The following is a 25654-nucleotide window of genomic DNA, read 5'->3' as shown; positions in this document are numbered from 1 at the left end:
CTTTTGACTTTCAAAGATAGAAAGATCGCAGCCTTCGGCAGCTCCTACAGGGGGCATGCCTTGATCAAGGCTTCAACGGGATTTCGATATCACGATCCGACAGCTCGCGGCTGTCGTCATGTTTCCAGGTCTTCTCCGCTTTTCTCTGCTGCTCAATCTCTTCTTCCGTCGGTTCATCCATGTCTTCATCCGGGTCCGGACGCTTGGGGTCATTTGCCATGTTCGCCTCTCTTCCTGAAGGGATCGGTCATCAACTTCAAGCGTAGAACAGATTGGTCTGCCCGGCTTACAGCCACCAGCGCAGCAAAAAGAAAAACCCCATGCTCAACAGCATGCTGAGCAAGGTGTTGCGGGTGTAGAGCACCAGGCCGACGGCCACCAGCGAACTGATCAGGTACGGGTTGTCCCATTGCAGGTTCAGTTGTTTCTCGGGCATGAACACGATCGGCCCGCAGATCGCGGTCAACATGCCCGGCACGGCGAAGCCGAGGAACTGCCGGGCGTTACTGCTCAAGCGTACCGGCAGCCGCGGTTCGAGAAAAACGTAGCGATTGAGAAACACCAACACGCCCATGCCGAAAATCACTGCCCAGACCATCATGTGCGCGCTCCCTGGAACTTGTTGCAGATAAACCCGGCGGTCATCCCCGCCAATCCCGACAGCACCAGCGCCGAGCCCCATTGCCAGTAGCTGAACAGCACCGAGCAGAACAACGAAACCGCGACGCAGACCACGGCCGGCACATTGCGCACCACCGGGGTGATCAGGGCGATGAAGGTGGCGGCGATGGAAAAATCCAGACCCAGGTGTTCCAGGCCGGGAATGCTGCTGCCGAGCACAATGCCGGCCAGGGTGAAGAGGTTCCAGGCGATGTAGAACGTCAGGCCGACACCCAACGCGAACCAGCGGTCGAATTGTTGTTTGTCGTGCTGGCTGGTCAGGGCGAACAACTCATCGGTGAGCAAAAAACCCAACCCTACGCGCCAGCGCCCCGGCAACGGCGAAATCACCGAACGCAGGCTCATCCCGTAAAGCAAATGCTGGGAGGTGAGCAACAACGTGGTCAGCAGGATCGAAAAGATCCCGGCGCCTCCCTTGAGCATGCCGATAGCCACCAGTTGCGCGGCTCCGGCGAACACGATGCTCGACAAACCCTGGCCTTGCAGGGGCGTGAGATTGGCTTCGATGGCCATGGACCCGGCCAGCAAGCCCCAAGGCGCGGTTGCCAGGGACAGCGGCATGATCGCTGCGGCGCCGCGAAGGAACGCACTGCGCGGCAAGTGTGAGTTGGACATATCGCTCTACAACCAGGGGAAAGACCCCAGACTGTGCCAGCAGTCGCGGCCAATGGCTTGAACAATCTTGCTCAATACCGCGCCCCCGTGCCATTCATCGGCTGCCCGCTTGCGCCGCCAAAGTAGTAGCAACATGATGGCGCTGCATTTTTCCTTCAAGGTGCAGGCCCTTCATGAATCCACTCGAAACCGACAGCGACGTCTACAAAACCCTGCTTGAATCGACCAAGGCGATTCCATGGCGAATCGACTGGAAAACCATGACGTTCAGTTACATCGGGCCGCAGATCGAAAGTCTGTTGGGCTGGAAACAGGACAGTTGGGTTGGCGTTAATGACTGGGTCGAGCGCATGCACCCGGACGATCGCGATTACGTGGTGGAGTTCTGCGTCTCGCAATCCCGGGCCGGGGTCGACCATGAAGCGGACTACCGCGCGCTGACCCACAGCGGTGAATACGTGTGGATCCGCGATGTGGTGCACGTGGTGCGCAAGGGCGGCGAGGTCGAGGCGCTGGTGGGTTTCATGTTCGACATCAGCGAACGCAAGAAAACCGAAGAACACCTGATTCGCCTGCAAAAGCAACTCGAAGAATATTCCTACCAGGACGGCCTGACCGGCATCGCCAACCGGCGCATGTTCGACACCGTGCTGGAGCGGGAATGGGCCACCGCCCAGCGCACGGGATCGCCGCTGTCGGTGCTGGTTCTGGATATCGATTATTTCAAGCAGTACAACGACCACTACGGCCACATCAAGGGCGATGAATGCCTGCGCCACGTAGCGCGCACCTTATCGCTGGCGGCTAACCGGCCACGGGATTTCATTGCGCGGATCGGCGGCGAAGAGTTCGTCTGGCTGCTGCCGGAGACCGATGCCGAGTCCGCCAGATTGGTGGCGCACAAATGCCTGCACCTGATTCGCCAGCAACAGATCGCCCATGAGTTTTCCGCCGTTTCGTCCGTGCTCAGCGTGAGCCTCGGCGTCGGCACCACCCACGCCTCGCAGCACGCCACGGCGCTGGAGTTCGTCGAACAGGTCGACCAATTGCTCTACAAAGCCAAACACAACGGACGGATGCGCGCGGAGTTCGCCGATTTTCGTGATTGACAAACACCGCCCAGCCTTTTAAAACTGGGCGCCTCATTCAGGGTGTAAGCAAAGATGTCCGCAACCTTCAATCACAACTCTTCCGTCATTGGCTTGATTGCCAAGGCGCAAGGTTGCGTTGCGCGCACCCTCAAATCGAAGAAACAGTCGCTCATGTGACCGGGGCGCGCTGTCCCGTCAGATGAGCTGACAGGACATTGAGCGCGACGGACCACCCTCCCCTTGCTTACTTCCTTCTACGCTCCTGACGGTGACGAAATCGGTCAACCATCAGGAGAAAGTGCATGTCATCGTTTCAAGGTATCTGGGTTCCGCTCGTCACGCCGTTCCACAACGGCGCCATCGATTTCGTCGGCCTGCAGAGTCTGGTCAGCCACTTGCTGGAAAAAGGCGTCGACGGCCTGATTGTCTGTGGCACCACCGGCGAACCCGCCGCGATGGGCAAGCATGAGCAACTGGCGGTGCTCGATGCGGTGCTGGAGCAAGTCCCCGCGCACCGCGTGGTGATGGGCCTGGCCGGCAACAACCTGACTGAATTGCTGCAATTCCAGAGCGAAATCCTCAAGCGTCCGGTGGCAGGTTTGCTGGTGCCGGCGCCGTATTACATCCGCCCCTCCCAGGCCGGACTTGAGGCGTTTTTCCAGACCGTTGCCGACGCTTCAAGCGTGCCGCTGATTCTCTACGACATTCCCTACCGCACCGGCGTGGCCTTCGAACAGGCGACCTTGCTCAACATCGTCAGCCACGAGCGGATCGTCGCGATCAAGGATTGCGGCGGCAATCTGAGCAACACTCTCGCGTTGCTGGCCTCTGGAAAAGTCGACGTGCTGTGCGGTGAAGACAATCAGATTTTCAGCGCCTTGTGTCTTGGCGCCAAAGGCGCAATTGCCGCGTCGGCCCATGTACATCCCGAGCGCTTTGTCGCGCTGTACCAACAGGTTCGCGACAATCAATTGGCCGCCGCCCGCAGCACATTCTTCGAGCTGCTGCCGCTGATTCAAAGCCTGTTCATCGAACCCAATCCCGCCCCGGTCAAAACCGCACTGGCCCTTGAAGGCTTGATCGACGATGAACTGCGCGCGCCGATGCAACGCAGTAGCGAAGCCATGGTGAATCGCTTGAAAGATGTACTCGGCGCACTGAACAATCGATAGAGCGTCGGCCATTGGCCCGAGTACCATGGAGCGATTCGCCTGACGCCTGCGGGAGCCGCCATGCTCTACCGAATCGCCGCCGATGGGCTGGTGCTGTTTCACCTGACGTTCATCCTGTTCGTGTTGTTCGGTGGGTTGCTGGTGCTCAAATGGCGCCGCCTGATCTGGTGGCACTTGCCCGCTGCTGCGTGGGGTGTGGCGGTGGAGTTTTTCCACCTGCCCTGCCCGCTGACGCACTGGGAAAACCTGATGCGCCACGCCGCCGGACAAAGCGGTTATGGCGGCGGCTTCATCGAACATTATGTGTGGCCGGTGATTTACCCGGCCGGACTGACTCCGGCGATTCAATTGTGGCTGGCCGGTTTGGTGTTGCTGGTCAATGGGGTGGTCTATCTTCGAGTGATCAAACAAAAGTCCTGACTTTAACCAAAGGCTGAAACCATGCTGTCGATTGAAGACCTGGCATTGCTGGAGGCCATCCGCGAAACCGGCAGCCTGTCGCGGGCCGCCGTCAAATTGGGCAAGGCACCGTCCACGGTGTCCTATGCCGCGCGGCAACTGGAAGAGCGTTTCGATGCCTTGCTGTTCGACCGTCGTCGCTATCGCTTGCAACTGACCCCGGCCGGTGAGTTGCTGGTCAACGAAGCGTCGCGGTTGATGGAGGATGTCTCGCGCCTGACGCAACGGGTGCAGCAAGTGGCCAATGGCTGGGAGAGCCGGTTGTGGATCGTCACCGACGAATTGCTGGAGTTCGAAAACCTGATCCCGGTGATCCGCGAGTTCGATGCGCTGGGTTCCGGCGTACCGCTGCGGGTCACCCAGGAAGTGCTCAAAGGAGTCTGGGAAGCCCTGCGTGAAGGCCGCGCCGATTTGGTCATTGGTGCCACCAACGAACCACCGGCAATTCCGTCGTTGCGCTGGATGCAGTTGGGGGAAATGGAATGGGTGTTCGCCGTTTCGCCAAAGCATGCACTGGCCAAGGCCAAGGAGCCGATTTCCAGGGCGACGGTGACGCAACACCGGGCGATTGTCGTGGCCGACTCGTCGAGAACCACCGAGGGTCGAACCTACGGTGTTTCTGGCGGGCAACCGGTGCTGGCGGTGGCGACCATGCGCGCAAAAATCCTCGCGCAGTGCGCCGGGTTGGGCGTGGGCTGGTTGCCCAGGCATCGGGTCAGTTCGTTGCTGGACAACGGGACACTGGTGGAAAAGCAGATGGCCGACCCGCGCGAGCCAAACATTCTGTATGCCGGCTGGCGCGGCGATCACGACGGTCGCGCCCTGAACTGGTGGCTGGAGAAACTCAAGCAGTCACACCTCGCCAGGCAACTGGTGCAGGGCATCGACCTGTTTGTGTAACAGGCGAAGGTCAGTTGGCAATCACGCTCATGTTCCGCCCGCTGGCCTTGGCCACGTACAGCGCCTTGTCGGCGGCACCGATCAGGTCCTCGGTGCGGGTTTGTGACGCCGGATCGTAGCCGCACACGCCGACGCTGACTGTAACCACACCTACGGGACTTTCACTGTGCTGCAGGTTCGCCGACTGCACCGCACGACGGATTTTTTCCGCCACCAGAAACGCCCCCACGTAGTCGGTGCCGGGCAGCACCACGGCAAACTCCTCGCCACCAAAACGCGCGGCCAGGTCGCCGGGGCGCTTGATATGTTCGGTGACGATAGCCGCGATCGCGCGCAAACACTCGTCACCGGCCAGGTGTCCATAGCGATCGTTGAACGCCTTAAAATGATCGACATCGATCATCAGCAGCGAGAGACCGGTCAAGTTGCGCCGCGCGCGCCCCGTTTCGGCTTGAATGAACAGGTCGAACTGGCGGCGGTTGGCCAATCCGGTCAGCGCATCTTCCAGCGCCAGCAACTCCAGGTTGCGATTGAGTCCGAGGAGTTTTTCCTGGTATCCGAGCAACTCGACCTGGATGCGGTTCTGCTGCTGCATCAACTTGATCAGGCGATAGCCGAGCACGCCCAGAAAACCCAGCAACAACGAAACGATGGCCGCACTGAGCAACGATTGCTTGCGCCAGCCGGTCAGCACTTCGTCCTTGTTCAACGCGGCAAACACAATCAGCGGATAGCCCTCGACCCGGCGATATCCCACCACCCGCTCGACACCGTCTATGGTCGATTTGAGCATCGCCGTACCCGCGCTGTCCTTGGGCAGCAACTGCGTGAACAGCGGGCTCTTGGCCAGACTGGAGCCGATGTCCGCCTCATTGAACGGCCGACGCACGACGATGCTGGCGTTGTCGGCGATCAGGTTGATCACCCCGTTATTGCCCATGTCGATGCTGTCGTAGAGCTGCAGGAAATGACTGAGATAGATCGTCGCCAGCGCCACGCCGGCAAAACTGCCATCGGCATGATTGATCCGCCGTGACACGGTCATGATCCATTCGCCGCTGGAGCGGCTCTTGATCGACGGCCCGATGTGCGGCCCGCGATCAGGGTGATCGCGGTGGAAAATAAAATATTCGCGGTCGGAATTATTGGCGACACCGACTTCGGCGCCATTGGAGTTGGCGATCCACTGCCCGGTTTCGTCATAAACGAACAAGCCATGAACCTGGCTCAGTTCACTGCGCTGGGCACTGAGCAAGCGCTGCAAACGGTTGAGCCGGGTCTGGTCGACGCCTTCGTTTTCCAGGCGATCGACCAAGGCAAACAGCAGCGTATCCGCCTGCTTGATCGACGCCTGCGCTTGCGAGGCGAGGGTCTGCGCAAGGTTGGACATCGCCACTTCCTTGTCATGCAGGTGGTACTGGCGCGAACTCCAGGCTTCCCAGATGACGATCACCGCCATCGACAGGCACACGGCAACCAGCAGCGTCACTGCCGAGCGGACCTTGAGCCGGGCGACACCGGGCCGGTCTTTTTCGATACGGTCGTAAATGGACGGATGCCCCATGACACTCGCTCCCTGATTGTTGTGAAAAACGAGGCTTCCTGCTCGTTTTTTACTCACTATGCCTGCCGCATGACGGCCACGCCATCGGGATTAGCCTGATGTGCGCTTCACCGCCTCCAGCCACGCCGGGTCCAGTCGCGTCTGCTCGGGATCAAGCCCCAACGCTTGCATCGTCGCCTCGTGCTCCTGCATTTCCCGGCGTAATTGCCCATGGTCGCTGGAGTTGCCGTCCAATTGATGCATCTGGTTCAACCCCAGATGATAGAAGCGCAACAACTTCATCGCGGTCGGATCGCCCGCGTCCACGGCAGCCGTGACGTGGTGCATGACGTTGGTCACGCTCATCAGGCTACGCTTGAGTTGCCAACTATAGACCGCTGGCGCCATCCATTCCTGGGTCCAGAACACCTTGCGCATCAGCGCCGCCATCAGCAGCACCGCGGCAAACACGCCGCCGATGTTGAAGCGCAGATTGTCCCCGCCGGGTTCGCCGAACAACGCCACCGCCGCCGTGGACAGCGCCATCGCCAACGCCACGAAAGTCAGGGCAATGATCAGCGTGCTGCGCCGCGTCTGTTGCCGGTAGGTCTCGGCGTTCATCGGCTGGATTTCGAACATTACGTCGGGTTTCCTTGAGTCAGAGGCAAAAAGACAGCGGGCCATTATCGCCTCCGCGAGGGATTTAGCTATGCTGGGGCTCCTTTTCATCTTTTCATCGTCAATCGGGGACATGGCGAGACCGCGCAGTTCGTGCCATCTTCTTTCATGGATACACACTATTCGGATGTCATTCGTTGTTCCTGCGCGAATGTCATCGTTTTAAGGATCATTGAATGACCCAACGACAAGTAATCAACGCTTCGGTCAGCCCGAAAGGCAGCCTGGAAACACTCTCCCAACGGGAAGTCCAACAACTGAGCGAAGCCGGATCCGGCAGCACCTACGACATCTTCCGCCAATGCGCCCTGGCCATCCTCAACACCGGCGCCCACGTCGATAACGCCAAGACCATCCTCGAAGCCTACAAGGACTTCGAAATCCGCATTCACCAACAAGACCGCGGCGTACGCCTGGAACTGCTGAACGCCCCGGCCGACGCCTTCGTCGACGGCGAAATGATCGCCAGCACCCGTGAAATGCTGTTCAGCGCCCTGCGCGACATCGTCTACACCGAAAACGAACTCGACAGCCAACGCATCGACCTCAGCACCTCCCAAGGCATCAGCGACTACGTCTTCCACCTGCTGCGCAACGCCCGCACCCTGCGCCCCGGTGTCGAGCCGAAAATCGTGGTGTGCTGGGGCGGCCACTCGATCAACACCGAAGAATACAAATACACCAAGAAAGTCGGCCACGAACTGGGCCTGCGCAGCCTGGACGTGTGCACCGGTTGCGGCCCCGGCGTGATGAAAGGCCCGATGAAAGGCGCCACGATCGCCCACGCCAAGCAGCGCATCCACGGCGGCCGTTACCTCGGCCTGACCGAGCCCGGAATCATTGCCGCCGAAGCGCCGAACCCGATCGTCAACGAACTGGTGATCCTGCCGGACATCGAGAAACGCCTGGAAGCCTTCGTCCGCGTTGGCCACGGCATCATCATCTTCCCGGGCGGCGCCGGTACGGCCGAAGAGTTCCTGTACCTGCTCGGCATCCTGATGCACCCGGACAACGAAGGCCTGCCCTTCCCGGTCATCCTCACCGGGCCGAAACATGCCGCGCCGTACCTGGAGCAACTGGACGCGTTCGTCGGCGCCACGCTGGGTGAAGCCGCCAAGCAGCATTACCAGATCATCATCGACGATCCGGCCGAAGTTGCCCGGCAGATGACCGCGGGTCTCAAAGCGGTGAAGCAGTTCCGCCGCGAACGCAACGATGCGTTCCACTTCAACTGGCTGCTGAAAATCGACGAAGGCTTCCAGCGCCCGTTCGACCCGACCCACGAAAACATGGCCAACCTGAAACTGAGCCGCGATCTGCCGGCCCACGAACTGGCAGCCAACCTGCGTCGGGCGTTCTCCGGCATCGTCGCCGGCAACGTCAAGGACAAGGGCATCCGCCTGATCGAACAACACGGTCCGTACCAGATCCGTGGCGATGCGGCGGTCATGCAGCCGCTGGATCAGTTGCTCAAGGCGTTCGTTGCCCAGCACCGGATGAAACTGCCTGGTGGTGCGGCTTATGTGCCGTGTTATCGGGTGGTTGCATAACCCAAGGAAAACAAGCCGAAGCGATTGCTTCGGCTTGTGACCTTATCTTCAGCGCTTGACCGCCACCCACGTAAAACACAGCGGCAACTGCGCCGCCTGTTGCTGATAGCGGTCATAGAGTTCCTCGCGGTTGGAATGCGGGTACTCCTTGAAGTGGCTGATCTGTAGCCCTGCCGCAATGGCAGCACTGAAAATGTCACCCAGGGTGTGGGCGAACCAATAGGACGGCGCAGCCTGCTGTTCGACTTTGCCTTCGTAGACAATCGGTTCGTTTTGCACGAACGGCTCACGGCGAAAATACGAACTGGCCAAGCCATAAGGTTCCGCTGCCTCGGGGTCGAACATTTCCAGGAACGGGTGGGTTTCGTACACCACCAGCGCACCGCCCGGTTTCAAGGCTTTCGCCACATGGCGGAAGAATTCGCCGATGTCCGGCATCCAGCCCAATACGCCGATGGTGATCAGCGCCACATCAAAACGCTCATGCAGTTCACGGGGCAAGTGATGAATGTCGGCCTCGATGAACGTTGGTGCATGAGGTGAACGCGATGCCAGTTCCCGCGCCTGTTCGAGAAACGCCGCAGACTGGTCGACACCCACCACCAGCCTGGCGCCCAAGGCAAACAGGGAAAGGCTTTCACGGCCATTGTTACAGCCCAGTTGCACCACGTCCTTGCCGTCGACACCGACCTCGGTCAGCACGCCGGTCAGGGTGTCATCCAGGCAGGAAAAATCCGCGTGAGTCACCGCGTTCCAGTGCACTTGCCATTCAGGAGAGTCTTTGTGGTGGCGGGCGGAGTCGTTCCAGGCCTCACGGTTGCTGGCGATGGCGTTTTCTTTTGTCGGCAGTTCCATTGCTCGCTCCAGTATCGGGTCTTTGATTGAGGCCCGAGTCTAGATCATGGTTTGAAACAGCCCCATCAGGCTTTTGTTGCGATCTTGTAAACCGCACCCCGCCGACGCTTGCCCACAGGAACGCTATAGTTAATGGCCTTGGGGATATGCACGAAATCCGATGCCGCAGGTGCTGCCATGAAGAAGACCGAACAAACGCTGTTGCTTGCCCTTTGCCTGACCACCGCCACCTGGGCACAGGCGGACGACAGCCTGATGCAAACCGACCAATCGACCACTGAATTCCACTATTACGGGGCCGACCAACCTTTCGCCCACCCCGCGCCGCCCTCACTGAGCACAGTGCCACCGGGGGCCTACATTTCGACATCACCCCAGACCTTTATCCCGGTTTCCAGCGAGCACGTGTTTTCCGACTCGCGGTTGCCGACGGTAGCCGATGCCACCGTTCGTGTGTTCATTCGCACCTACGATGAGGAGCGCGGCGTCTACGTGAACCAGGAGGTCATCGACCCGACGTGCATGCTGGCGTGCCTGAGCGGGCAGAGCCCGGCCTTGTAGGCAACGCTACCACTGCCGTTTGTCCGGACGCGCCAGGCCCAGTTTTTCGATCCGGTAACGCAGCATGTCGCGGCTCAGGCCCAGCAGCCGTGCGGACTTGGTGACGTTCCAGTCGGTCTTGTCGAGCATCTTGCGTACCATGTCGCGCTCGACTTCAGGCAGGTTCATCGACTCGGTGCCGTTGTAGACCGGACGCGGTTCGCTGGGTGGCATTTCGTGTTGAAACATCGCCGGCTCATCCACCAGGCTCAGGCACACATTCAACTGATGGGCCGCAATGGTGTCGCTCTGGGCCAGCAGCACGGTCTGCTCGAGCATGTTGCGCAATTCACGCACATTGCCCGGCCAGGTGTAGTTGAGCAGCAGCTCTTCGGCCTGATCGCTGAAGTGCAAGTTCGGTTTGCCGTAGCGCTTGCCATGACTCGCCAAAAAGTGCCGGGCCAGCAGCAGGATGTCTTCGCCCCGAGCGTACAGGCGCGGCACTTTGATCGAGATGATGCGCAGGCGGAAAAACAGGTCGCGGCGGAACTTGCCCTGCTGGACCATTTGTTCGAGGTTGCAGTTGGTCGCGCTGATCACCCGCAGATCGACTTTGCGCTCCTTCACCGAACCGACCCGGCGGATGGTCCGGTCTTCCAGCAGCTTGAGCAGCTTGGCTTGCAGGATCAGGTCCATTTCACCGACTTCATCGAGAAACAGCGTACCGCCGTCAGCCGCTTCCACCAGCCCGACGCGACGATCCTTGGCGTCGGTGAAGGCGCCCTTTTCGTGACCGAACAACTCGGACTCCACCAGGTTGGCGGGGATCGAGGCGCAGTTGAATTCAATGAATGGCCCTTTGCTGCGCGGGCCATCGAAATGCAGGGCACGGGCCACCAGTTCCTTACCGGTGCCGGTCTCGCCTTCCACCAGCACCGGCGGCAGGTCGGAGTTGGCCATTCGGCGCTCGGCGTCGAGCAACTGGGCGATGGTGCCTTTGAGGTAGACCATCGGCGCGGAATCACCGATCAGCGCCTGAACCCCTGATTTCTGCGCTTCGCGTTCCTGATAGAACGACAGCGTGCGCTCCATGCGTTCGGTGGCCAGCGCCTTGTCCAGCAGCAACTTCAGCTCCGGCAAAGCCACCGGTTTGGTCACGTAGTGGAACGCGCCTTCCTTCATCGCCACGACGGCGTCTTCGACGTTGCCATAGCCGGTCATCATGATCACTTTCAGATCCGGCGCGTTGATGCGCAACTTCTGAATCAGGTCGTGACCACTCATGCCCGGCAACGAGTTGTCGGTCAGCACCACGTCAGGCAAGAACGTCTTCAATTGATCCAGTGCGTCTTCAGCCGAGTGGCAGACAGTCACCTCGAAGTCCTTGCGCTCCAGGTAAGTCTGAATATTCTCGGCGAGGAGTTCATCATCCTCGACCAGCAGTATGCTGTGCTCCATATTCCCCTCCCGTTGCTACTTTAAAGTTCAGACTCACGCGGGTTCCTTCCTGCTCCTGGCTGGTCAGTTCGACCGAACCTTCGAAACGCTCCATTATTCTTTTGACCAGGGCCAGGCCTACGCCCAACCCTCCTTGTTTGGTAGTGAAAAACGGCTTGAAGACCATCTGCTGTTGCTGCTTGGTCATGCCTTTGCCGGTGTCGTTGAGGATCATGCATACCTGCCCCGGCGCCGGTGTTTCAATCTCGATACTCAACACCCCGCCCTTGGGCATGGCCTCCAGGGCATTGGCAAACAGGCTATTGAGAATCTGCGTGAGCAGCACCTGTTGGCTGACGACCGGTGGAACGCTTTTGGGCGTGAACCGCACCTCGACGTTCGAGCGTTTGATCAGCGGTTCGAAAGCGCCCAGCGTGTCGTCGATGGCCAGCACCAGATCGACCTCTTCGTAGTCGTCATTGACCGGACGCAACGACACCAGCAACTCGCGCACCCAGCGTGACATGCGGTCGACCTGACTGATGATGTCGCCGATGTTTTTCTGCGCGCTCTGGCTGGCGATTTCCTGGGCCAGCTCGGCGCTGGAGCGGATGTTCGCCAGCGGATTGCGCAGGCTGTGCGCAACCGCCGAGGACATTTCCCCGAGCGCGACGAAGGTTTCGTTGGCGACCAGTTGTTTTTGCTGGCTCTGCAACAGCATGGCCGCGCGCCGCACGATCCAGAACAGTCCGAGGTAAATCGCCGCGCCACCGAGCAGCGTCGCCAGCCAGATCGACTTGAACCCGCGCTGGATGCGCTCCACCAGATCCGCCGGCTCCTTGTAGATTTCGACCATGGCAATCACTTTGCTTTTGTCGGCGTTGAACATCGGGATGTAGTTCTCGATGAACAGGTATTGCGGTTCACGCAGCAAACGTTGCTCGGGACGCTCCTCATCGATTTCGTGGTAACTGGTGGACACCGGTTCCTTCATTTCGAAGGATTCGTCCAGCTCTTGGTCGTCTTCAATCTTCACGCCGATCAGTTCCGGGTTGGTCGACCACACCACCGTGCGATCCAGCGCATAGACCGTTGCCAGCAGAATGTCCGGCAGATGCTCCACATGATCGAGAAACTCGATGCGCGAAGAAGCACGGGCCGCTGGATCGACATCGGGGTAAGCGTTTTCATCCCGCGGGTCGAGCATCTCGCCCATGGTCCGGGTCGGCGTGATCTGGGCATGACGAATTTCGGCCTCGCCAATGGCCTGAACAAACTGCGCGGTCAGCATCGAATCGCGCTCGATACTCTCTTCAACCACAAAACGCGTGGAAATGTAGCCCAGCCCCAGCGCCACCGCGGCGATGATGAAGAAGCTCGCCAGGGAGAACCAGCGCACCAGATTGAACGGCGAACGCCAATCCTTGCCTTCTGCTGCCGGTGCACTCGGCGCAGGTTTTTTTTGTTCGTCCAGTGTCTGCATGGGACTGTCCTGGTTGCGGGTTTACAAGCCTTTTCAGCCGTGTTTCGAATCAGTGTAGGTGGCATTGATCGCAATGCCTGAGCAATGGAGGTATTTCGCCACTATTGCACCCGGGGCTGGTCGGGAGCTGCGATGGCATGGTGGTGTTCGGGCTCCTCGTTGCCGGCGGTCAACGGTGTTACCGGCGGATGTTGGCGATCGGTTTCCGCCTGCAAAAATTCGATGATCGACTGCGCCGAATGCTCGTCCATGCGCAGGTTGGGCATGGGGATCTTGTCGAAGCGTTCGAACAACTCCATGGCAATCGGGTCTTTCTCGGCAAGCATGCGGTCCGGTTCGCGAATCCAGCGGTTGAGCCACGCCGGATCACGCTGGCGTGTCACGCCGATCAGGTCCGGGCCGATGCTGCGCAGGCCGATGCCCTGCCCGTCCAGAGGGCCAAGGCTGTGGCACGACGCACATCGGGTGCGGAACAGTTCTTCGCCATTACTCGGCGGACGAATTTCCGGAGCGTTGGCGTAACTTTCCGCGATGCTCGGTTGCTTCCAGTTATGCAAAGTGTTTGCCAATTGATCGGCCAGAATCCACGGGTTCTCGAAAGGCGAGGCTTTCATCCAGCGTCCGGTTTCCTGGTTACCGACGATCAGGCTCAGGTTGTGGTCTTTGCTGCGACCGTTGTCGACGCCTTCGATGAACAAACCGAGCTTCTGCCGCAGTTCGGTGACGTCGGCGAATTCCCCGGTGAGGAACTGCCAGCCCGGCCCGACCTGGAAACGTTGCGCATAGGCCTTGAGCACCGCCGGGGTATCGCTCAATGGATCGATGCTGATGGAGTAGAAAAAGATGTCCTTGCCGACCCGGTCGCCGAGCAACTTTTGCACCTGGCGCAGGCGCGCAGTTTCCAGCGGACAAGAGTCGCTGCACGAGGTGAAGATGAAGTTGATCACCACCACCTTGCCCTTGATCAGGTCATCGAAAAAACGCACCTGCCGACCGTCCTGGTCGGTCAGCAGCGTGTTGGGAAAATAGTCGCCACCCCACGGGGTGGCGGATTGCGAAGCGGATGCCGTGGCAGCCGTAGATGCCGGTGCGGGGGTGGGTTCGGGTGTCGGCGGCGCCGTGTTGGCGACCAGTAGCTGGCTGGCCAGCAAACAGGTCGCCAGCACCAGTACCAGATGCATGCCCAAGGCACGTGTGCGCGGTGTATGCGGCTTCATGTCGACACCCTCCCGGTTCATTTCTTGACTGTCACTTGTGGACCCATGCCGTCGCCGGTACGGAAGGTTGGCAGTGCGGCAGAGTTCACGTAGCGCACGCCATCCCAGCTCGGCAGCGGTGTCGGCATCAACTGGAATTGCCCGGGCTTCTCAATGTCCCAACGCAGCAGCATCGAGTTGTCCTCATGCTGGGTGTTGTGACAGTGCTCCATGTAAGTCCCGGCGAACTCGCGGAAGTTGATCGCCATCTCGACGCTGTCCAGGCCATCGTTTTCCGAACCGATGCGGTACACGTCCTTGCGTGCCCATTTTTCCCATTCCGGTGGTGCCTTGCCGCCACGGCTGAGGATGATCCCTTCCTCGAAGTGCACATGCACCGGGTGGCTCCAGCCCTTGCCGCCGGCCTTGATGTTCCACACCTCCAGGGTGCCGAACCCGGCGATCCCGGCATCGGTGGGACCGCTGGCCAATTGGGTCGAAGCGTTCAGGCGGCGCGGGTCCATGTGGAAGCCGAAGCCGCCATCGGTCTTGACCGTCCACGGTGCTTCATCGGTGCCGTCGGAACGGCCGAAGGTGAAGGTGCGGTGACGGGCGTTGGCCAGCAGCGCCTTGTCGGCGGCGTTGTCGCGGTGGATCTTCAGCGGGATCATCACCAGGCCTTCAGCCTTGCCCGGCTTGGCCGGTTCATACGCCGCCGGGTCCATGGCCAGGTCCTGACCGGTGTAGGCCTTGACGTTGAGTTGCAACACCTTGCCAATCGCCGGGTCGCCCTTGTCCCATTGCGGTCCTTTGCTCGATTGCTTGATCACCGCCAGGTACTTCTCGGACAGCACGTCAGCGAGGGAAATCGGCTCTTTCGGGCCTTTGCCGTCGTCGTGGGCGAGCAGGTTGACGAAGAACACCTTGTCCCCTGGCTTGATGCCGTTTTTCGCGAAGTTGACGATGATGTCGAAGCGCTCGGCAATGCCCTGGGTCGGCAAGATCGCGTTGTGATTTTGCTTATCGCCATCGGCGTCGAGGTCCATGGTGCCGTCGAACGGTACGCTGTGTTCCATGATGTTTCCGTCGTTGGCAATCATGTGGAACGGCACCCTGGCGTAGGACACGCCCGAACCTTTCGGCCCCTGGAACTCGCCACTGCTGCCCTTGATTTCCCGCACCAGCGCCAGTTTGAAGTAGCGCGACACCGAACCGTTGAGCATGCGGAAACGATAGCTGCGGGCGCGTACGTCAAGGGCCGGTTTCCACTGCCAGTTGACCAGCACCTGATCACCGAGGAAGCCGTCGGTGTTGAACGGGTTGAACCACAGTTGGCCGTTGGCATCCCAGGCCTTGTCGGCGAACACCAGGTTGACGTCGTAGTCGCGGTTACCCCACGGCAAGGCGCTGCCGCTGGGGAAACGCAGGTTGACCCCGTCGTTCACCGACTCGTTGCCACGGTCGAGGGCGCTGTAGTAGTTCATCATCGCCGCGTTGCCCTTGTAGACGTTTTGCGCGGTGAAATCGAGCATGTGGTCGTGGAACCAGTGGGTGCTCATGGTTTCGCGCCAGTCGCCACGGATCTTGATGGTGCCGTGGTCACAGGTCTTGAGACCGGGGCTCATGTCGTTGGTCCACAGGGTTTCACCCGGCGAGCAAGGGAACGCTGCACGCGGATCTTCAGCCTTGGTGTTGATGCTGTCGTAACCGGCCAACTGGATCGGCCAGCGATAGTCGTAGTACTGGCCGGGAAAGAAAAACGCGTTGGCATAACCATCGCTTTCTGCCGGTGCGTGCCCGTTGTGCTCGTGGGTGCTGATGGTATGCAGACCGAAGCCCATGTTCGCCGCCGGATCGATCGGCAAGCCGTTGTAGTGACGCATCAGCACCGGTTGACCGTATCGCACCATCAACAGTTTTGGCGGCAGGGTGCCGTCGAAGGTCCACACCGAATTGTGGTTCTGCACCGGCATGTTGGGGTGGAAGCGCGTGTCGACACCCTTGGAGGTGCCGTCCGTTGCCGGAACACCAGCGACGTTGTGATACAGGCCACCTGGGCCGAACTCACCCATGACATAGCCGTGCATCTGCCGGGCGTCACGCAGGCCGCCGTTAATCCGTGCACCGGTCTGCACGGTTTTGTAGGCGTTTTGCGGGTAGAACTCGTTCCAGCGCTGATGTGACCAACCCTTTCCTGGCGGACGCCCTTCAGCGGAAGAACCGATGTGGCGGTTGAGGAAGTACTCGATCTGCGCCTGCCACGGGTTGCGGTCCACCGAGTTGGAGAACTGACTGGGGAATGGGGTCAATCCAGGCTGCTTGAGGAATGTATCAAGCGCCGGGCCTGGCGGTGCGCTGCGGGCTGCGCTGGCAGGGTCTTGCGCCGGTAACGGGCCGATGGCCGCCGGTGGAAACGGCAAGGGTGCCGCCGGTGTGGTGGGGTCGAGTTTTTCCGGCCCGAATTCTTCGAACAGCAGCAGTTGCTGAGTGAATGGCAGCGCACCATACAACGGACTGGGCTTGCCATTGGTGGGGTAGTTGAAACTGGTCTGCTGACTGGGCGGCAGTTTGTTTTCTACCCGCGTGGTATCGCGTGAACCTTTGACGCCGTCCGGCAGATCGAAGGAGTCTTCGTTGGCCTCGGGCATGGTCAGGATAGCGTTCAGGGCGCCGGCCTTGTCCGCCGGTTCGTCGTAGTAAGCCGAAGGATCGGAAGGTTCTGGCTGTCGTTCATCATCGATCGGGCTGGCGCGCAACGTCCCTGTACTTAGCGTCATCGTCAAAGCGACGCTCAGAGGCGTCAACAGACCAAACCATTTGAAGGGATATCGCGCTTTTATGTCCATCACCAGCCGCCTCGTATGCGTGAAGGGGGTGATGGGGGTTTTGCAAGGAGCTCGCCAAATTTGTAACTATTTTATACAAAAGCATTAAAAACCACCAAAACAATGGCTTATCAACATCAATGTGCCATGCCTTGGGAAAGCGACTGGGGAATGACACCCGCTAACGGGGAAAGTTCGCCCCCATTGTCAGGGAACCAACTTGAACGACAGACGGACACAGGTGCCCTCGCCTTCGCGGCTATCGAGGGTCACCGAGCCGCCAAAGCGCTCCATGATCCGCTTGACCAGCACCAACCCGACGCCGAGCCCACCCTGCTTGGTGGTGAAGAACGGTCGGAACGCCATGGCGCGTTGTTCTTCGGTCATGCCTTTGCCGGTGTCGCTGACCACCACGCACACGCCGCGGGCGTCGATCGGCTCCAGGGTAATGGCCAGCGTGCCGCCTTCGTCCATCGCTTCCAGCGCATTGGCCAGCAAGCTGTTGAGGATCTGCGTGAGCTGCACCTGCTGGCTCAACACCATCGGTGTCTCTTTGGGCTCGAACACTACGTTGACCCGACCCTTGGCAATCTGCTGTTCGAACGCCATGAGGCTGTCGTGCAACGACGCTACCAGGTTGACCGGTTCGGCGTCGTCATTGAGCGGTCGCAAGGATTGCAGCAACTCACGTACCCACTTCGACATGCGATCGACCTGACCGATGATGTCGTTGATGTTCTTGTGCGCCGGGCCGCTGTCGAATTCCAGCGCCAGCTCGGCGCTGGAGCGAATGGTCGCCAATGGATTGCGCAGGCTGTGGGCGACCGCCGATGACATCTCGCCCAAGGCGACAAAGGTTTCGTTGGTGATCAGTTGCTTTTGCTGGGTCGCCAGCAGGATCGCCGCCCGGCGCACGATCCAGTACAACCCCAGGTAAATCAGCCCGCCACCCAGAGCCGTGGCCAGCCAGATCAACACCAGCCCGCGCTCCATGCGGCTGATCAGGTCCTTGGGTTCCTTGTAGATTTCGACCATCGCCGTGACGTTATTGCCGTCGGCATCGAACAGCGGAATGTAGTTTTCGATGAAGATGTATTCCGGGGGCGTGATGAACTTCTGTTCCATGCGCGCATGGTCGACATCGTGATAACTGGCCGACACGGGCATCTTCGAAGCGAAGGCCTGGTCCAGGTCTTCATCGACATGAATCGTGGTGCCCATCAGGGCCGGATTGGTCGACCAGATGATCATGCGGTCGGGGGCATAGATGTTGGCGAGGATCACGTCCGGCAAGTGTTCGATGTGATCGAGGAATTCGCCCCGGGCGTTGGCGCGGGCCAGCGGATCGACCTCGGGAAAGTCGCGGTCCTTGCGCGGGTCGAGCAGCTCGCCCATGGTCCGCACGTTGGGAATCGACACGTGGCGCACCTCGGCGGAGGCGATCGCCTGGATGAACTGCGACGTCAACAGCGCATCGCGCTGCACGCTTTCGGTAATCACGAATTTGGTCGACACCGAACCCAACGCCACCGCCACGGTGCCGATCACCGCCATGCTGATCAGCGAAAACCAGCGCAGCAGGTTGAACGGCTGTTTGCGCGTGCTCAAGCGAATGTCAGCCTTGTCGGTGGCCAGTGTCTTTGCAAGCGTGGTCATGGATGTTGTTCCCGGAAATCCCCTACAAGGTTTATAGCCCACTGCTGGCAGTTTGCCTGACGGTGGGCTTCTTTCCCCCACCCTGCCCCATTGCCCCCATCTACCCCCAATCCTGGGGAAAGAGCCCCTTTCCCATATCCGGGGAAACCCTTCCCCAGCGCCGGGCAAACGCCTGTGCGCCGGGCCTCTCACGGCCGTTTTCTGCGGTTGGCATGGGAGTTGCCGAAGCCCTGTCAACTGACCCATATCCAAGGGGCAGGTACTCTGATAGAGGGAATACTCATGCACCCTTTACTGTCCAAAACCACGATCGCCCTGATCGTGAGCGCTCTGGCCCAAGGCGCTGCCCAGGCTGCGCTGTTTGCTGTAGATCCCGGCCCCTACGTACCAGCCACAGGTGGCTTCGCCTCTTGGTATCAGGACACCCATGGTCGAACCCTTGATCTGTGTCTGACAAAAGCTGTCAGTTCAAGGGTTCCAGGCGTCCCCGGCACGCCGTCCTACATGTGCCTTCTGGGCGCCGTTCCTGGGGTTTTCGACGATACACAGCCCATCGTTTTCCCGACCAACTTTCCCGATGAAGCGTTCTGGTTTACTGGCGACGGCTCCATCGTCGATGCAGCCCGTGGCATCGACCTGACCTATGTCAGCGCCGTGGAAGCCGCCTTTGCCGCAGAAGAACCGAAAGAAGGCGATCAGGTCAGTTTTGGCCGTATCCGTATCCGGGTCGACGTGCCCACCGCCGGGGTCTACACCATCACCCACCCCTACGGCGTCGACATCTTTGACGTGCCCGCCGGGGGCCGCCGCGCGATCAACATGACCCGGGACATCGGTATCGGCACACCGAAAACCTACGATGGCGCACTCAAAAGCGACATCGGTCCGTTCCTGCGCAGCGTCAACGGCCCCTACACCGAGACCAACCCGGTCACCGGTGCAGCCGAGCAGTTCGTTGGCGATCCAAACCTGGAAGAAGCCTTCACCGGCAGCCCTTTCAACACCAACTTCATCCGCATCGAAGGGCCCAACGGACTGGACTTGCGCACCACGGTAATGGCCATTTCCGGCAAGTTGTCGACGGTAGTCCGCCCAACTCCGATCATCGCCGAACGCAGCACGTACTCGCGCAAGGCCGGTGCCAGCGCACCGGTGGCGCAACAAGACGTTTTCGTGATGGCGCCACCGCCACCGGCCATCGTGACGCTGGACAGCAACAGCCCAGTGCTGAACCTGACCGAGGCCAACACCGCCGGCCACTGGTACGCACAGTCCGCCACCAACCCGTCGTTGCCGAACAACCTGGTGGTGACGGCTGACAACCATCTGGCCATCGCGACCAGCACACCCACCTCCTTGTCCATGCCGCTGACCGACCTGGTAGTGATCTCACGAGCCGAGTACAGCCTGAGCAGCGGACAGATCACTGTCGTGGCTTCGACCAGTGATGAAACTTCGCCACCGGTCCTCACCGTCACCACCGGCACCGGGGTCGCCATCGGTGCCCTCAGCGGCGATGGCGCGGTGAAATCCCTGTCGACCGGCATCTCGCCGATTCCACCGGCCAAGGTTCACGTGGCGTCATCCAATGGCGGCGGCGACACCGAAGAAGTGGTCATCGTGCAATGAACGCTCTCATGCCCAGATCTGCATCAGGAGGCATCATGAACAAGTGGCCACGCTTCGCGCTCAACGCGCTCGGGCTGACTCTCTCGCTAACTGGCAGTGCGTTCGCGCAACTCGCTGCCGTCGACCCCGGCCCTTACACCTTCGCCACGGGGAAATTCCCCATGTGGTACCAGGACAGCAGTCTGCTGAAACTGGAACTGTGTCAGTCGAAGGCAACCAGCTCGCGCTCACCCACCGCACCGGGCGCGCCCACCTACATGTGCATACTGAATCCGGAACCCGGGTTTTTCGATGACACGTTGCCGATCGTGTTCCCGGATAACTGGCCACCGGAAGCCTTCTGGTTCCTCGCCGAAACCAGCATCAACGATGTCGGTGGGTATGGCGTGGACGCCTATGTGGCCGGGATCGAAGCGGCATTCTCTGCCGAAGACCCAATCGACGGCGACCAGGCAAGCTTCGCGCGGATTCGTCTGCGGGTGAACGTGCCTGTTGCCGGGACCTACACCATCACCCACCCGTACGGTGTGGAAACGGTCAACGTCACCACCCCGGGCCGTCGGGCGATCAACATCACCCGCGACATCGGCATCGGCGCACCGGGCAACTTCAGCGGCGCGCTCAATGGTGACGTCGGACCGTTCCTGCAAAGTGTCAACGGTCCTTACACCGAAGTGAACCCGGAAACCGGCGCCATCGAAACCTTCGTCGGCGATCCGAACATCAGCGAGGCGATCAAAGGCAGCCCCAACAACACCAACTTCCTGCGCATCGTTGGCCCGCCCGGGACCATCCAGACCAACCTCTTCACCGTGTCCGGCAAGATCCTCGACAGCCGCGCACAAACCGCTGTGGAGATCGGTCGCGCGACTTACCGTCGCGTCGCTTCTGGTACCCGGGTCGAAGTGTTCGGCAAATCGGCGAACAATTCGGTCCTGTGCTTCCGCGAAACCGTGGCCCTGGTTGCCGGACCACCGCAAACGCCTTGCCTGACCGGCATGCTCGGCGACAACACCGGCCAGTTCTTCGGCCATCGCCTGACCGGCAGCACCGTACCTCCGGTGGTGGTGGTCACCGCGACCGACCCGACGAGCACCACCCGGCCGACGGCGGTTTCGAGCAAAGTCACCGACGTGGTGAAAGTGCAGACCGCTCGCTACAGCTGGAGCAACCACAGCCTGCTGATCGAAGCCACCTCGTCTGACGAAGTGGTGGTACCGGACATGGTTGCCCAAGGCTACGGACGGTTGACCAAGTCCGGCACCCTGCAACGCCTGACCGTCGCCGACCTGACCCAGCCGCCAGCCACCGTGACGATCAAATCGGCGTCGGGCGGTAGCGATACCGAGCCAGTCGTAGTGGTCGGCACTGCGCCGGACACCGGTGAAAACCAGGCGCCGATCTCTGTCGCCGACAGTGGCACCACCACCGCCGGTGTACCCGTCACCCTCAACCTGGTGGCCAACGACAACGACCCGGACAACAACACGCCACTGAGCATCTCGTCGTTGACCCCAGCGGTCGGCGGCGGCTCCGTGGCATTGAGCAGCACTTCGACGGTGGTCTATACCCCGCCGGCGGTGGTTACTGCTCCGTTGATCGCGACCTTCACCTACAAAGCTCAAGACGCCAAAGGCCTGGCCTCGACCACTGCGGCGACCGTGACTGTCACCGTGAATCCGCCGCCTAACCTGGCGCCGGTGGGTGTGGCTGACAGCATCTCGACCCAGGGCACCGCCGCAGTAAACATCAACGTGTTGGGCAACGACAGCGATCCGGACGGCAACGGACCACTGGCGATCGCCAGCGTGACGCAGCCTCTTCGCGGCGCTGTGGCCATCAATGGCACGGCAGTGACCTACACGCCTCCGGCGGTGATCCTCGCGCCTTTCACCACGACCTTTACCTATGTCGCACGGGACAGCCTCGGCGCCCTGTCGGCACCGGTCACCGTCACGGTGCAAGTCTCGCCACCCGTGGTACTTGAAACCTTCAACGTAACAGCTGCCACCGTCACCGCACGTGCCGGCAACCGCTTTACCTGGAACTTCACCGGTACGTCCTCGACGATCCTCGGCAACACCGTGACCATCCAGGTCACCACGCCGACCGGTCTGGTCACCCTGGGCACCGCCAACGTGGCGATCACCGGACGCTGGACCTTGAACGTCACCAACGCGGTCGCCCCATCGGTCAACCCGACGGCGACCATCCGATCCACACCGGGCTCTGTACGCACCGTCAACGTCACCGTGCAGTAAGTGCTCGCCCCACCGGCCGACCCGGCTGGTGGGGTAAGCCCTCAACCAAAGGACAAGGCCATGAAAACGTCGACCGCCGCCCTGCTCTGCCTGCTTCTGCTTTGCAGCAGCGCAGGCGTACGCGCCGACGATTTGATGGAAAACGATGACCTGGCGCCCGGCGCCGATCTCGGCGAGCTGCCACCTCCGGTGGGCCAGCAAGCACTGATCGACCAGAACGGCCAGGCCAACATCGCGCTGTTGCAACAGAACGGCCAATCGCTGCTCGGCCAGATCGTGCAGTCAGGCAGCAATCAGGAAGCCTACATCCTGCAACAAGGCAGCGACCTGATGGCATTGATCAACCAGCAGGGTTCCGGCAACGCCGCATCGATTACCCAATCGGGCAGCCACAACCGTGCGCAGATTTCCCAGAACGGCAACAACAACGACGCCAACATCGTCCAGGCCGGCACGGGTCAGCAAGCCGCTGTGACCCAGGCCGGCAATGGAATGAGCGTCTCGGTCACTCAATATCGCTAAAGCACTGCACCACTTGGAGGTTTCATCATGTTCAAACTGACGCCCATAACCGCCGCCATCCTGGTCGTAGTCAGTGCCCAGGCATTGGCCGATGACAGCGAGTCCATCCAGAACCAGTTCGGTACCGCCAACATCGCCGATGTGAAACAGAGCGCGGCGCCGTTCAGTACCGCCACCCAGCAGCAACTCGGCTCGGGCAATGACGCGGCCGCCGTGCAAGACCACGCGACCAGCACCATTACCCAGACCCAGGTCGGCGACTACAACGCCGGTTACGCCGAGCAACTGTACGAAGACAACAGCACCATCACCCAGACCCAGACCGGCAGCGCCAACGTCAGCCATGCCAGTCAATCAATCGGTGTCGGCGGCGGTGAAGCCCTGCAACTGCAGCAAGGCAGCGGCAACTTCTCGTTCATCTATCAGGACAGCCAGGAAAACACATCCGGCCAGACCTACCAGTACGGTGACAGCAACGAAGCCAACATCGAACAGATTCAACTGGGCATGGCCAACAACGCCGTGATCATCCAATACGGCACCGCCAACTACGCGACCGCCGAACAGATTGCCCAGATGGGCGGCCAGATCAACATCAACCAGGCCGGCAGCACCAACTATGCCTATGGCGACCAGCGCTACGGCGAAGGCGGCACCCTGACTATCAACCAGTACGGCGACGGCAACGGCACCGAAGTCTGGCAAGACACCCAGATCAATGCCCAGGCCACCATCAACCAGTACGGACAGACCAACGAAGCCATCGTCGACCAGAGCTTCGGCCAGGACAACGTCGCCACCGTGCTGCAAGTCGGCGACCTCAACGCCATCTACGCCGACCAGTTCGAGTCCCTGGGTTCTACCGTCGCGCTCTATCAACAGGGCACCGGCAACGTGCACTTCACCTACCAGACTGGCGACGGCCATGTGCTCAACGCCAACTCGGTGGGTAACGACAACAAGGTCTACGCCAGCAACTGGAAAGGCCCGCAACTGGGCGGCCAGTTCGGCAGCAACCAACGCGCCACCGTCAACCAGGCCGGCAATGGCAACATCGCCAGCTTCACCCAGGACGGCATTGGCCACATCATGACCACCAACCAGACCGGCACCGGCAACAAAACCACGGTCAGCCAGACCAACTCGTTCAACGAGCTGTACTTCGACCAGAACGGTAGCGACAACATCCTGATCTCCGATCAGCGAGGCACCACCAACCTGGCCCAGGGCAGCACCAACGGCACCGGCAACAGCACCGAGTTCAACCAGGAAGGTCTCGGCAACCAGGCGTACACCACACAGGTGTACGGCGACGACAACATGATCACCATCAAACAGGCTGACACCATGAACGTGGCCTACGTCACCCAGGGCGGCACCGGCAACATTGCCAGTGTTGATCAGAGTGGCAACTACCAGAACGCCAACGTGCAGCAGTTCGGTACGGCCAACCAGGCAACAGTGTTGCAGCAGTAATCGCGCGGCGTGAAAAACCGCGGCACTTGAGGGGGGGGGCCGCGGTTTTTTTTATTGTGGCGAGGGTTATGTCAGCCCTGCGGGTCCAGGTTATCCAATGCCCGGTTCACCGCCAGTTCACCGAGCATGATGATCTGCGCAATGCCCAGCAACGCATTGCGTTGAGGGCCCTCCACGAACCCGGCGAGGTCACTGGCCATGACACTGGCCGAGGCCAGGGATTCGCAGGCGTGGGCCAACAGAGATTCGGTATTGATGTCGGGGACGATGGTGAACATCGTGCTGGGCTTGTGGGTTGGGGGCGAGTCTTTTGATTGTTTGAGATGGTAGTCCAGCGCGCGGTCGGCGGCTTCGTGGAGCTTTTTGGAATCGGGGGAATCGTAGGGGGAAACGTTGTCGGTTTCGGGGGGGTTGGGTGTTGGTTTGAACATGGTAAAACTCCCTGATCAATGGAGCTGCCACTCGTCGCTGCTAAACGGACTGGGTGGCGGCTGTACGCGGGTTAGCAGACCAGGGATCAAGGAACCCGGCGCACCGAAGTGCCCCACGCACAGCCACCATAGGGTGACACTGGCGAGCCTTGAAATTTACCGAGCTGCTAAACCCGATCGCTGAATTGCCAGCGACACGGGAACGATAAAGACCAGGGACAAGGCGCACAAGCCGGCGGATTCTGGCGTAGTTGTAGGCAACGACGCAAGGCGATGTAGCTTTCAGGAAGATACGCCGACGGCTTTTAAACACGCCTCCGAGACCCACCGAAAATCCCTGTAGGAGCGAGCCTGCTCGCGATGGACGTCAACGATAACGTGCCCTGCCTGAATGATCGCGTTGTCTGGACGTTTTTCGCGAGCAAGCTCGCTCCTACAGTGTTCTGGGTGCATCTGAAAGAGATTGGTTGGCTGGCAGGCCGCCATCGCTGGCAAGCCAGCTCCCACAGGGACCGGGTCAATCTTCAAGACCCAGGGCGGCTGTGAGGTCGTCATCGCGGGCAAGCCTTGCTCCTACAGAGAAGCAAAGGCAGAGGCAAAGGCAAAGGCAAAGGCAAAGGCAAAGGCAAAGGCAAAGGCAAAGGCAAAGGCAAA

Annotated in this window: 23 protein-coding genes; 11 read left to right on the top strand and 12 right to left on the bottom strand. The window is 60.4% G+C overall.

From position 1 onward, the window contains the following. Positions 1 to 64: 64 nt before the first annotated feature. From ACW9JC_RS16950 to ACW9JC_RS16940, 3 genes are all read right to left on the bottom strand, one after another. Entirely contained in the window at positions 65 to 220 is a 156-nt protein-coding gene (locus ACW9JC_RS16950) for a hypothetical protein (protein WP_419709793.1), read from the bottom strand. 66 nt (positions 221 to 286) lie between these two features. Then, complete coding sequence (locus tag ACW9JC_RS16945) at positions 287 to 598, bottom strand: AzlD domain-containing protein (RefSeq protein ID WP_322618258.1); 312 nt, start codon at positions 596 to 598, stop codon at positions 287 to 289. Further along, positions 598 to 1296, bottom strand: a complete 699-nt coding sequence (locus tag ACW9JC_RS16940) for an AzlC family ABC transporter permease (protein WP_457456250.1) — start codon at positions 1294 to 1296, stop codon at positions 598 to 600. The genes ACW9JC_RS16945 and ACW9JC_RS16940 overlap by 1 nt, the downstream gene beginning before the upstream one ends. A 173-nt stretch (positions 1297 to 1469) precedes the next feature. Here ACW9JC_RS16940 and ACW9JC_RS16935 point away from each other — a divergent pair, with 173 nt between their 5' ends. The 4 genes from ACW9JC_RS16935 to ACW9JC_RS16920 all read left to right on the top strand — a co-directional run bounded on the left by ACW9JC_RS16935 (position 1470) and on the right by ACW9JC_RS16920 (position 4918). Then, on the top strand, positions 1470 to 2405 hold the full coding sequence (locus tag ACW9JC_RS16935; RefSeq protein WP_457456248.1) for a sensor domain-containing diguanylate cyclase: 936 nt from the start codon (positions 1470 to 1472) through the stop codon (positions 2403 to 2405). A gap of 284 nt (positions 2406 to 2689) precedes the next feature. Beyond that, positions 2690 to 3559, top strand: a complete 870-nt coding sequence (dapA, locus tag ACW9JC_RS16930; protein WP_457456246.1) for a 4-hydroxy-tetrahydrodipicolinate synthase — start codon at positions 2690 to 2692, stop codon at positions 3557 to 3559. A 60-nt stretch (positions 3560 to 3619) separates the two neighbouring features. Further along, positions 3620 to 3979 carry a DUF2784 domain-containing protein gene (locus tag ACW9JC_RS16925; protein ID WP_448107169.1) on the top strand — a complete coding sequence of 120 codons (360 nt, stop codon included), beginning with the start codon at positions 3620 to 3622 and terminating at the stop codon, positions 3977 to 3979. Positions 3980 to 4000: 21 nt separating this feature from the next. Further along, on the top strand, positions 4001 to 4918 hold the full coding sequence (locus ACW9JC_RS16920; protein WP_457456243.1) for a LysR family transcriptional regulator: 918 nt from the start codon (positions 4001 to 4003) through the stop codon (positions 4916 to 4918). 10 nt (positions 4919 to 4928) lie between these two features. On the opposite strand, the gene ACW9JC_RS16915 is transcribed toward ACW9JC_RS16920, so the two are convergent. Beyond that, entirely contained in the window at positions 4929 to 6482 is a 1554-nt protein-coding gene (locus ACW9JC_RS16915) for a sensor domain-containing diguanylate cyclase (RefSeq protein ID WP_457456241.1), read from the bottom strand. Between the two features lie 90 nt (positions 6483 to 6572). Next, positions 6573 to 7100 carry a DUF3087 domain-containing protein gene (locus ACW9JC_RS16910; RefSeq protein WP_457456239.1) on the bottom strand — a complete coding sequence of 176 codons (528 nt, stop codon included), beginning with the start codon at positions 7098 to 7100 and terminating at the stop codon, positions 6573 to 6575. Positions 7101 to 7315: 215 nt separating this feature from the next. Here ACW9JC_RS16910 and ppnN point away from each other — a divergent pair, with 215 nt between their 5' ends. Then, positions 7316 to 8689 carry a nucleotide 5'-monophosphate nucleosidase PpnN gene (gene ppnN / locus ACW9JC_RS16905; RefSeq protein ID WP_338586019.1) on the top strand — a complete coding sequence of 458 codons (1374 nt, stop codon included), beginning with the start codon at positions 7316 to 7318 and terminating at the stop codon, positions 8687 to 8689. A 48-nt stretch (positions 8690 to 8737) separates the two neighbouring features. Here the strand turns inward: ppnN and ACW9JC_RS16900 are convergent, their stop codons facing one another. Continuing rightward, a complete protein-coding gene (locus ACW9JC_RS16900) occupies positions 8738 to 9544 on the bottom strand; it encodes a class I SAM-dependent methyltransferase (RefSeq protein WP_457456237.1) in 807 nt (268 codons plus the stop codon). 177 nt (positions 9545 to 9721) lie between these two features. On the opposite strand from ACW9JC_RS16900, the gene ACW9JC_RS16895 reads away from it, so the two are divergent. Continuing rightward, positions 9722 to 10105 carry a hypothetical protein gene (locus ACW9JC_RS16895; protein ID WP_338586017.1) on the top strand — a complete coding sequence of 128 codons (384 nt, stop codon included), beginning with the start codon at positions 9722 to 9724 and terminating at the stop codon, positions 10103 to 10105. Positions 10106 to 10111: 6 nt separating this feature from the next. Here the strand turns inward: ACW9JC_RS16895 and ACW9JC_RS16890 are convergent, their stop codons facing one another. The 5 genes from ACW9JC_RS16890 to ACW9JC_RS16870 form a co-directional block, all read right to left on the bottom strand. Then, entirely contained in the window at positions 10112 to 11542 is a 1431-nt protein-coding gene (locus tag ACW9JC_RS16890; RefSeq protein WP_457456235.1) for a sigma-54-dependent transcriptional regulator, read from the bottom strand. Continuing rightward, on the bottom strand, positions 11511 to 13004 hold the full coding sequence (locus ACW9JC_RS16885) for a sensor histidine kinase (RefSeq protein WP_457456233.1): 1494 nt from the start codon (positions 13002 to 13004) through the stop codon (positions 11511 to 11513). The genes ACW9JC_RS16890 and ACW9JC_RS16885 overlap by 32 nt, the downstream gene beginning before the upstream one ends. Before the next feature lie 101 nt (positions 13005 to 13105). Next, a complete protein-coding gene (locus tag ACW9JC_RS16880; RefSeq protein WP_457456231.1) occupies positions 13106 to 14221 on the bottom strand; it encodes an SCO family protein in 1116 nt (371 codons plus the stop codon). 17 nt (positions 14222 to 14238) lie between these two features. Continuing rightward, a complete protein-coding gene (locus ACW9JC_RS16875) occupies positions 14239 to 17046 on the bottom strand; it encodes a multicopper oxidase domain-containing protein (RefSeq protein WP_457456229.1) in 2808 nt (935 codons plus the stop codon). A gap of 186 nt (positions 17047 to 17232) precedes the next feature. Further along, the gene (locus ACW9JC_RS16870) at positions 17233 to 18681 is read right to left on the bottom strand and encodes a sensor histidine kinase (protein WP_457456227.1); all 1449 of its coding nucleotides are present in this window, start codon (positions 18679 to 18681) and stop codon (positions 17233 to 17235) included. Positions 18682 to 18963: 282 nt separating this feature from the next. Between ACW9JC_RS16870 and ACW9JC_RS16865 the strand changes: the two genes are divergently transcribed. Genes ACW9JC_RS16865 through ACW9JC_RS16850 form a run of 4 tightly spaced genes read left to right on the top strand, consistent with a single transcriptional unit; the run spans position 18964 to position 24569 of the window. Then, complete coding sequence (locus tag ACW9JC_RS16865) at positions 18964 to 20310, top strand: hypothetical protein (protein ID WP_457456225.1); 1347 nt, start codon at positions 18964 to 18966, stop codon at positions 20308 to 20310. Positions 20311 to 20345: 35 nt separating this feature from the next. Beyond that, a complete protein-coding gene (locus ACW9JC_RS16860) occupies positions 20346 to 22571 on the top strand; it encodes an Ig-like domain-containing protein (RefSeq protein ID WP_457456223.1) in 2226 nt (741 codons plus the stop codon). 60 nt (positions 22572 to 22631) lie between these two features. Beyond that, positions 22632 to 23093, top strand: a complete 462-nt coding sequence (locus ACW9JC_RS16855; RefSeq protein WP_338586009.1) for a curlin — start codon at positions 22632 to 22634, stop codon at positions 23091 to 23093. A gap of 27 nt (positions 23094 to 23120) precedes the next feature. Next, complete coding sequence (locus ACW9JC_RS16850) at positions 23121 to 24569, top strand: curlin (RefSeq protein ID WP_457456221.1); 1449 nt, start codon at positions 23121 to 23123, stop codon at positions 24567 to 24569. 71 nt (positions 24570 to 24640) lie between these two features. Here ACW9JC_RS16850 and ACW9JC_RS16845 read toward each other — a convergent pair whose 3' ends face one another. After that, positions 24641 to 25000, bottom strand: coding sequence for a DUF6124 family protein (locus tag ACW9JC_RS16845; protein WP_457456219.1), 360 nt, complete (start codon positions 24998 to 25000; stop codon positions 24641 to 24643). 463 nt (positions 25001 to 25463) lie between these two features. Here ACW9JC_RS16845 and ACW9JC_RS16840 point away from each other — a divergent pair. After that, positions 25464 to 25654 (top strand): hypothetical protein (locus ACW9JC_RS16840; RefSeq protein WP_457456217.1); only part of this gene is annotated, 191 nt, incomplete at its 3' end.

Source organism: Pseudomonas sp. SDO5591_S426, from assembly GCF_054070755.1.
Note: the sequence above shows the minus strand (reverse complement) of the source record. Positions and strands in the feature narration are given on the sequence as shown.